Here is an 8350-nt window from a genome sequence, read left to right as displayed (position 1 = left end):
CAAATAAGTAAGAGAGAGTAGCGATACGCTGGCATAGATAAAGACACTGATTATTAGCTTTCCAATGTTGTTTAAAGACAAACAATAGTCGTGATGGATGTCATCTACCGCCTTAGTGCGAGAGAGGCATCGGTTACGCAGGCGTTATCGCACAGAGCGCGATGATGTTGCACCCAGTTTATGCCTGACGGCAATAGCGATACGGTACCACCTGATCCCATTTCGAACTCAGAAGTGAAACGTATTAGCGGCAATGGTAGTGTGGGGTTTCCCCATGTGAGAGTAGCACACCGTCAGGCTCCCATTTAAGAGCCCGTCCCTGTGACGGGTTTTTTCTTTCTAGACGTTTCAATAATAAACTTTGATAACCAGGCTTGTGGCGCGATGCGTTTATATTTGCTGTTCCTTCGTTACCACGTTTCAGATACGGTAGATTGATTGTTACTTTGCTGCTCGGCTAGCGCTCGGGGTTACACAGCTTTCGTGTGTCATAACAGCCCCCATCAACTGTCTTAAAGTGGTCCTCACTTGCTCAAGAGCTGAGTCATCAATGTAACATCGCCAGCCAAAGTTTGTATACGAAGTTATGTTCGCATTATGCGTATCAACTTGCTTAAGTATTCGTAGTGGCCCCAAGTTTATTGACAGTTAAGTATCTATCTATTTTTGGTACAAAAAATAAGTAGATCTACATAAAAGAATTAAAAGTTAGCATGTACTCACTAACACTATAATTTACTGGCATGTACATTTTTTCATTACTTTCATAGCCGCGCCTCAGTGTTACGCGTAATTTTTAAGCGTTTTCCTTATATATTCTGAGCATATAATTTCTTACCTACATCTAGTATTGCTTGTTCAGTTGACGCTATAAATTGTATCTTACGCTATGAGTTGGTCGTTTTAAAAATACTCAAAATATCACTATCTAAGTTCCTAGCTTTTTTCGGAGCAGCAAATATTGTTTAATAAAAATAAATGTTAGGCCCCAATATTAAATAAGTAATCCTTAGCAAGGCTATATTTTATTACGCAGTGGCCACAATTTTAGTCACTTTTAAGAATGCTAAAAAGCGATTTTTATTGCTTACTTAGGGGTTGTTAGTGCATATCTGTAATAACATTCTATTATAATAAACTCAACATACCAATATAATGACGACCTGTGCCCCACGCTTCATTATAAAGACTCAGGATAAAGCAGCATAATAGTGGTAAAAAAGCGCTTAGCTGAAGGTTGTTTCGATCCTCAATTTAACTGCTTAGCAGCCATTAATTTCACATTAATGAATATTGCTGATAGTCACGTTGATGATATAATGAACAGCATTGAAAAATCGCGGGAAACTAAGCAATTTGCTCCATGCCATAGTTTATAACCATCAATAGCTGTTCACAAAAAGTCATATAGGAAGTTAAGTGAAAGATTCTTTACTACAATACTTTGGTGAGAGTGAGATCGCTTTTGACGATTTCGTCATTAAAACGCCATCCGGTTCCGTCCTTAAGGACGCAAAACCAGTGAAGTTAGAACCCCAAGTTTTCACTTTTCTACTGTTACTAATTCGACACAAAGATCACATTGTCAGTCGGGATGAAATCGTCGCAGAGGTTTGGTCTGGCAAAAAAGCAAGCGATGACGCAATTCGTGCTCTCGTCAAAAAATTGAGGATAGCACTAGGCGATAATGCAAGAGCCCCAACGTTTCTCAAGACAATCCCGCTGAAAGGGTACCTGTTCATCATGCCGGTGCATATTGAATTTCATCAACCCGATTGGTGGCGATCAAAATTTGTCATGTATGGCTCTTATGCTGTGGCAATCATTTTGATTACTCTTTTGGTTCAGGCTCAATTTGGTACTTTTAATCAAAATGAAAGAAAGCTAAACCAAGCCGCCGTGGTTTCCATAATTACCCACATGAAAGGATCTGAAGTAAGTCCTTACTTATCAAAAAATGATCGTCTGCTGTTTTCTCACCGTGGAATAAACGACAAGTCTTTACAATTATATGTAAAAGAGCTTAATTCGGCAGTTTCAAAACGAGTCACATGGGACTCAGCCGATTATGTTGATGGTATATTTTCCTCCGATGCAAGCCAAGCCGTTGTTAAGCGAAGAAACGGGAGTGAGGAGTCGCTTATATTATTCAATTTTGACGCCAGTTTCAACGTAGTAAGCGTAGAGACAATTCAATTAGACAAAGCAATATTGTCGCAGCATATAAATGCTATTTCCTATTCTCAAGATGACAATAACCTCTACCTTTTTGGTGAAGCAAAAACTGACGGCGCTTTAATAGTGAGTGGCTTGTTACACAATGACTCAACAAATACCTCGGACGTATCATTGCCACAATCCGGCAGCGTTGAATATGACACAGCACTTAATGAAGAGCCATATACAGCATATACCGAGGTAACCAACCAAAATGTGGATAGTCACGCCCAAGCACTTAACTTTGGGCTAATTCGTTATAACATCGAATCAACACAGTCTGTTATTTTAGCATTTCCAATGTCCAAAGGCGCTCGTGTTATTGATGCTAAGGAATCTACTGACGGCGAATTTCTAGCGGTATTAATTCGCGATGAAAAACATGCTGACATATATATTCAAGGATTAAACGCCAAAGAAACCAAATTGGTAAAACGAGTTCCCCAGCTTTCTAATAGTTTAGTGTGGGCGGCGGATAGTAGTGCAATTACATTTTCAACTGAAGTCGGTGAGTTGTTCAATCTTAATATCGCAAAACAGCGCTTATACCAATGGAATGAATTACCGGTTAAGGCTAATGAAGTTGTCAGTCAGTGTGGTGAATATTGTTTTGTAATAAAGGAAAGTGAAGCCGACTTAATAAATATTGTTGAACGCCCGTTTGTGTTCAATAAGCCAGCCTATATCAGTACAAATCAATTTTCATTAACCTCGAATGATCGTTTCCCAGGTTACTTTGAGAATGGAAACGGAATTTATTTTTTATCACTTTCTGAGAGCGCATTAGCGATTAAACGTTACATCGATAATAAAGGTATCGAGTCAATTTATGATCTACCAAAAACCAGTGACATTAACTCATTTGTATTAAGTCCAAATGAAAATTTCTTTGCTGGTGAACTAGATGGCAGAATATTTTTGTATAACCTGGATATGGGAACACTTTTATTTTTAACATCCGCTGCCAGCAAGAACACAAATCCAGTGTGGTTGACTGACGATATAGTATTGTACCAACAAGCCAAAAGTGAGGGGTCTGTAATATACGCTCATGATGTTGTGTCTAATAAAGTGAAGGTGCAGGCCAAGGGGCTGCAGTTTATTAAGCCGGTAGGTAAAAACCAGTGGCTGTTAGTGGATGAAAAGTCCCAAGCCTATCTTTATAAAAGTATTCGAGGTGGATCAGATGGTCTTAAATCAAAATTTGAATTACCCGTGTTTTCTCCCGATTTATTAGATGAAAGTACCAAATTTGCTGACCTAGACTCAATAAATAGCAGTGGTTTTCGTGTTATTAACAATGCCCTATTTTTTATTAGCCATCATATGGGTCTTTATCTTATGAATAGAGTGGAACTTGATACTGGGGAGATTGAAAGCCGTGATTTAGGCCTACAATCGGTGTTACCCCAATTTGATATTCACCCTGATATGCAAAAAATGTTGTTGGTCGAGACGTCATTAGCACAAAGTAATTTGCTTAAGGTAGATGGACTCACTCTTACAACTCGCCAGATCAATCAGGTGGTTACCGAAACTCCCTCGTTTTAGTGTCTAATTGCTCAAGCAGATGAGTTTGATCAATCAGTCTGCCTGCAATAATATGTATTACATCGCCGTCGCCCCGCTCTAAAATACCCTTTATTTGTAGTATTTTAGCGTTCATATAAGCCTTTTTTTGTTCCCTCGCAGACGATTGCCACACCACAACGTTAATATTCCCTGTGTGATCCTCTAAGGTAATAAAAGTGACTCCTGCAGCGGTGCCAGGGCTCTGCTTACCGGTCACAACACCGATCACACTGACTAGCGTTTGATGCGGTACATTGGCCAAACTATTCGCCAAATAAAACTTGGGCAACAAATTTGCCTGACCAAGTAAAGCAATAGGATGTAAGTCAATAGAAAGGCCAGTACTGGCATAATCTTCAATCAAATTATCAAATAATGAGGGCTGTTTTGCATAGCTGTCACTAGCGCTAGTATGCTGCGCAAACAAGGGCAATTCCATAACTGAATCCATCAATTTCCATCGCGCTTGATAACGGTTATCTGCCATACTTGAGAACGCATTTGCACTGGCTAACGCTTGTAAACAAGGAGACGGTATTGCTAACTGGCGTATTTGATCTATGCTCTGATAACCTCCTATCGGTCGGTGTTTAACGACAGTGTTTATTGAGTCCGATTTGAGCCCTTTAATTAAACGCAAACCCATGCGAATAGATAAACTCGTGTTATGCACCCCAAGCTCACTGCCGTTCTCAGTACTGAGGCTTGTGCGTTGCAAGCTATGGTCATAACTTGACTTGTTGACACAAAAGCCAAGTACTTTCACATGATGTTGTTTGGCATCTTGAATAATCTGTGAAGCCGAATAAAAACCCATGGGTAAACTGTTAAGCAAGCCAACATAAAAGGCTTCCGGATAATAGTGTTTTAACCAAGCTGACACATAGGCAAGTACAGCAAATGATGCGGAATGTGACTCTGGAAAGCCATATTCACCGAAACCACAAATTTGCTCAAAAAGGCGCATGGCATACTCATGGCTATAACCTCTTTGTGTCATACCGTCTGTAAGCTTCTGCTTGAATTTATAGAGATCTCCGTTTTTCTTCCAGCTAGCCATTGCTCGCCTTAATCCATCTGCTTCACCACCGGTAAACCCCGCAGCAACCATCGCTAATTGAATAACTTGTTCTTGAAAGATGGGTACGCCCATTGTGCGCTCGAGTATTTTTTTAACTTCGGGTGAAGGGTATTCAACGTGTTCTTTGCCATCCCTGCGCCGCAAATAGGGGTGCACCATGTCGCCTTGAATAGGACCCGGTCTAACAATTGCTATTTGCACCACTAAGTCATAATATTTTTTAGGTTTTAGGCGCGGCAACATACTCATTTGTGCACGTGACTCAATTTGAAAAACACCAACGGTGTCAGCCTTTTGAATTTGTTTGAATACTTGAGGGTCGTCCGGTAAAGCTGTAATAAAGGGAATATTGTAGTCATGTTGATAATACTGCTTTATCAAGCTAAAACTTTTGCGAATAGCAGTTAACATGCCCAAAGCTAGTACATCTACTTTAAGCAATTTTAGTGTTTCTAAATCCTCCTTATCCCACTGTATCACGGTACGATCTTGCATTGATGCGTTTTCAATCGGTACCATTTCATACAATGGCCCTGCTGAAATTACGAAACCACCTACGTGTTGCGACAAATGCCTTGGAAAGCCAATGAGTTGCTCAACTAAATGAATAAAATGTTTACCGTTTTGCGAGTCGGGGTCGATGCCCAATTCACCCAGTTGTGATTGCCAACTCAGATCGCGATCACGACGATTAACGTTCTTAATAAAATAATCAAGATCGGTGGTATTCACACCGAGGACTTTACCTACTTCTCGTAATGCACTTTTAAAGCGATAACACACAACGGTCGCTGCAATAGCAGTACGTTCACGACCATATTTTGTGTAAATGTATTGGATCACTTCTTCACGTCGTTCGTGTTCAAAATCGACATCGATATCAGGAGGCTCATTGCGCTCTTTAGAAATAAAACGTTCAAACAATACGCTAATTTGACGCGGATCTACGGCCGTAATCTCTAAGCAATAACAGACAATAGAATTGGCCGCTGAACCGCGTCCTTGATAAAGAATATGTTTCGACTTAGCAAATTGTACAACATCATAGATGGTCAAGAAAAAGTACTCATAAGCTTGCTCGTGAATGAGTTTGAGTTCTTTTTCGATAATGTCGCGAATACTTTGGCTAACACCATTTGGAAAGCGCTTTTGAATACCTTCTTCAACTAAGATGCGTAAATATTCTGAGGGCGTATATTTGGAAGGCAGTATTTCAGCTGGGTATTGGTAGGCTAATTCAGATAAATCAAAAGTACATAGCTTAGCTACTAATACAGAATTATCTAGCCATTCTTTAGGATATAAATTAGCCAATTTATTTAACGGGCGCAAACAGGCTTCTTGATTAGATAATGCGTCACGTCCCAATTCTTTAATTAATTTTCCCTCGCGAATAGCATGTTGGCAATGTTGTAAGGCTTGTCGGTTAGGGTCATGCATAAGTGCACAAGAGGTCGCGACTATGTCTAAATGAAACTGTTCGGCGAGTGTTTGACAATGATTAATATAGTCATATTCGTTGGCGGTTAACCAACGTTTGATACCAAGCCACACACGCCCCGAGTAATGCTTGATTAGCCAGCGTGCCCAATCCTGATCTTTACTTTCATTGCCACAGGGAAGCCAAATACATAAACAGTGTTTAATTGATTTCAAATCCCATTCGCTGAGTTCGTATTCCCCTTTATTAGCCCGTCGTCGTGCATTAGTGATAATTCGGCAACATTCACTATATGCTAATTTGTTGGGGCATAAGAGTACGATGGTATTGCCGTTAAATACAAACTTACTACCAACAATCATCTTAATAGGTAAGTGATGTTGAGATATTTCAGCATAGGCTCGTACAATACCAGCCATTGAACATTCATCGGTTATTGCAATCGCTTTGTATTGTAAAAAATAAGCTTGGCGCACCATTTCTTGTGGATGCGACGCTCCATTTAAAAATGAAAAGTTAGTTTGACAGACTAATTCGGCAAAGCCAATGTGCCGCTTAGTTTTAGATAAAGTAGCCATGCACAAACCAGTTATCGTCGATGGTTCTAAATATCCACATTTGTTGACCTTGATGACTTTGGGCTAAAAAGTAGTCACGCTGAACCTCTTGATTGTCCCACCAACCTGATGCGATACGTTCAGGACCATCAATAATATTTACTTTTGTATTCAGTGGAATGGGTACTCTAAGTAAAAACCCCGGGCGATCCAAAAAATGAGATTTATTAAGGTCATTATTTTTCTGCTGTTTATTGATGTTTTTAGTGGATAATTGAGTGCAGCGTTCAGGACGGTAATCATCGTCGTATTGCATCCGCTTCACTTGTTGCTCACCTAGCTTGGCTTTTAATCGCGACAATAACGTCATGGCGGCAACATGCGTTGACTTCTCGCTGAAGAAATCACTTTCACAACCATCGGCCTGCTCTATTTTTTCGCATTCAATAGTAATCCCATATACCCCTGAACTTAGGGCGAGGTGTTCAAAACGCAGTGCGATAATGTCCAGCCAATGTGCACTTTTATAAATAGGCAATGCGCTGTTGATGACTTGCATAATAGGTTCATGTTCACGCTGAAATAGGGTGATGTGAATACTCAGCGCCAATCCATTTCGAACCAATAAATAAGCCTCCAATGCATCCAAACATTTTCCAATAACAGGCAGTAATCTGGCGGTGAGTTCAATGTCATACAACAGCTCAAGATAATGTTCATAGCGCTGTGGTGGCTGATAAAAGCGTAACTTTGCCGCCGACTCACCGCGTAATTCAGACATGATTTGTAAGCTAAATTTAGACACTCTACTGGCGAAGGCTGACAAGGGCTGCTCAAATAAATCGGCAATGCTTTTAATGCCGATACGCTGTAGCTTTTCAATGTCCTTTTTATCAATGTCGGTAAGCAACAATGAGCACTGTTGCAACTTTTTCTGGATTAGCTTTTTGTCGTCAACAATATAGTGTTGTTGGTGCTTAGCAATCAGCTTAGCTACATTCACTGAGTAAGCGCTCGCATAATAAACGTCGTAACTTTGTTTGCTGATAACCTCCATAATGACTTGCCAGTATTGCGCTAAACTGCCATATAAGCGCAACATATTTTGCGCGCGTAAAAACAAACCACAGGGCTCATCAATAACAATGTCTGAAGTGACCAAGTAAAGTTGATTCGCAAGCTCCTGTAGCGCCTGTATCGCAATAGTTTCTTTGTACTCACTGACCACTAAGTGGCTGCATATAATACTTGCGCTAGCGAGGCCCATTCCTTTCTTTATACCGAGTTTTTGAGCTTGCATATTCAATTGTAGTACTTGGTTTAATTTTGCATGATAGATGATTTGAGCTGGTGGCTCTTGAATCTCACGCTGTTTATCAACAGTACTCAACTGTTCAGCATGTGCTTGCTGAATATTCAGTTGTAAATTAGGTAGATATAAATATATCCACAACGAAGAGGTATCAAACTGCATCTGTTCTG

The 8350-nt window shown here is 40.1% G+C and carries 3 protein-coding genes and 1 rRNA gene; 2 read left to right on the top strand and 2 right to left on the bottom strand.

Annotation, left to right across the window (positions count from 1 at the left end):
* Positions 1-183 precede the first annotated feature (183 nt).
* A 5S ribosomal RNA gene (rrf, locus tag G399_RS0105520) occupies positions 184-299 on the top strand.
* A 1120-nt stretch (positions 300-1419) separates the two neighbouring features.
* On the top strand, positions 1420-3768 hold the full coding sequence (locus G399_RS0105510) for a winged helix-turn-helix domain-containing protein (RefSeq protein ID WP_006007980.1): 2349 nt from the start codon (positions 1420-1422) through the stop codon (positions 3766-3768).
* On the opposite strand, the gene G399_RS0105505 is transcribed toward G399_RS0105510, so the two are convergent.
* Positions 3746-6889: an error-prone DNA polymerase gene (locus tag G399_RS0105505; protein WP_006007983.1), complete on the bottom strand. Its 3144-nt coding sequence runs from the start codon at positions 6887-6889 to the stop codon at positions 3746-3748. The genes G399_RS0105510 and G399_RS0105505 overlap by 23 nt on opposite strands.
* Positions 6873-8342, bottom strand: a complete 1470-nt coding sequence (locus G399_RS0105500) for a Y-family DNA polymerase (RefSeq protein WP_006007986.1) — start codon at positions 8340-8342, stop codon at positions 6873-6875. Before G399_RS0105500 ends, G399_RS0105505 begins: the two co-directional genes overlap by 17 nt.
* Positions 8343-8350: the final 8 nt, after the last annotated feature.

It is taken from the genome of Brumicola pallidula DSM 14239 = ACAM 615 (genome assembly GCF_000428905.1).
Lineage (GTDB): Bacteria > Pseudomonadota > Gammaproteobacteria > Enterobacterales > Alteromonadaceae > Glaciecola > Glaciecola pallidula.
Note: the sequence above shows the minus strand (reverse complement) of the source record. Positions and strands in the feature narration are given on the sequence as shown.

Coding starts and splice junctions, on each gene's coding strand:
- G399_RS0105505 (WP_006007983.1), bottom strand. CDS start 6,889: ATGGCTACTTTATCTAAAACTAAGCGGCACATTGGCTTTGCCGAATTA.
- G399_RS0105500 (WP_006007986.1), bottom strand. CDS start 8,342: ATGCAGTTTGATACCTCTTCGTTGTGGATATATTTATATCTACCTAAT.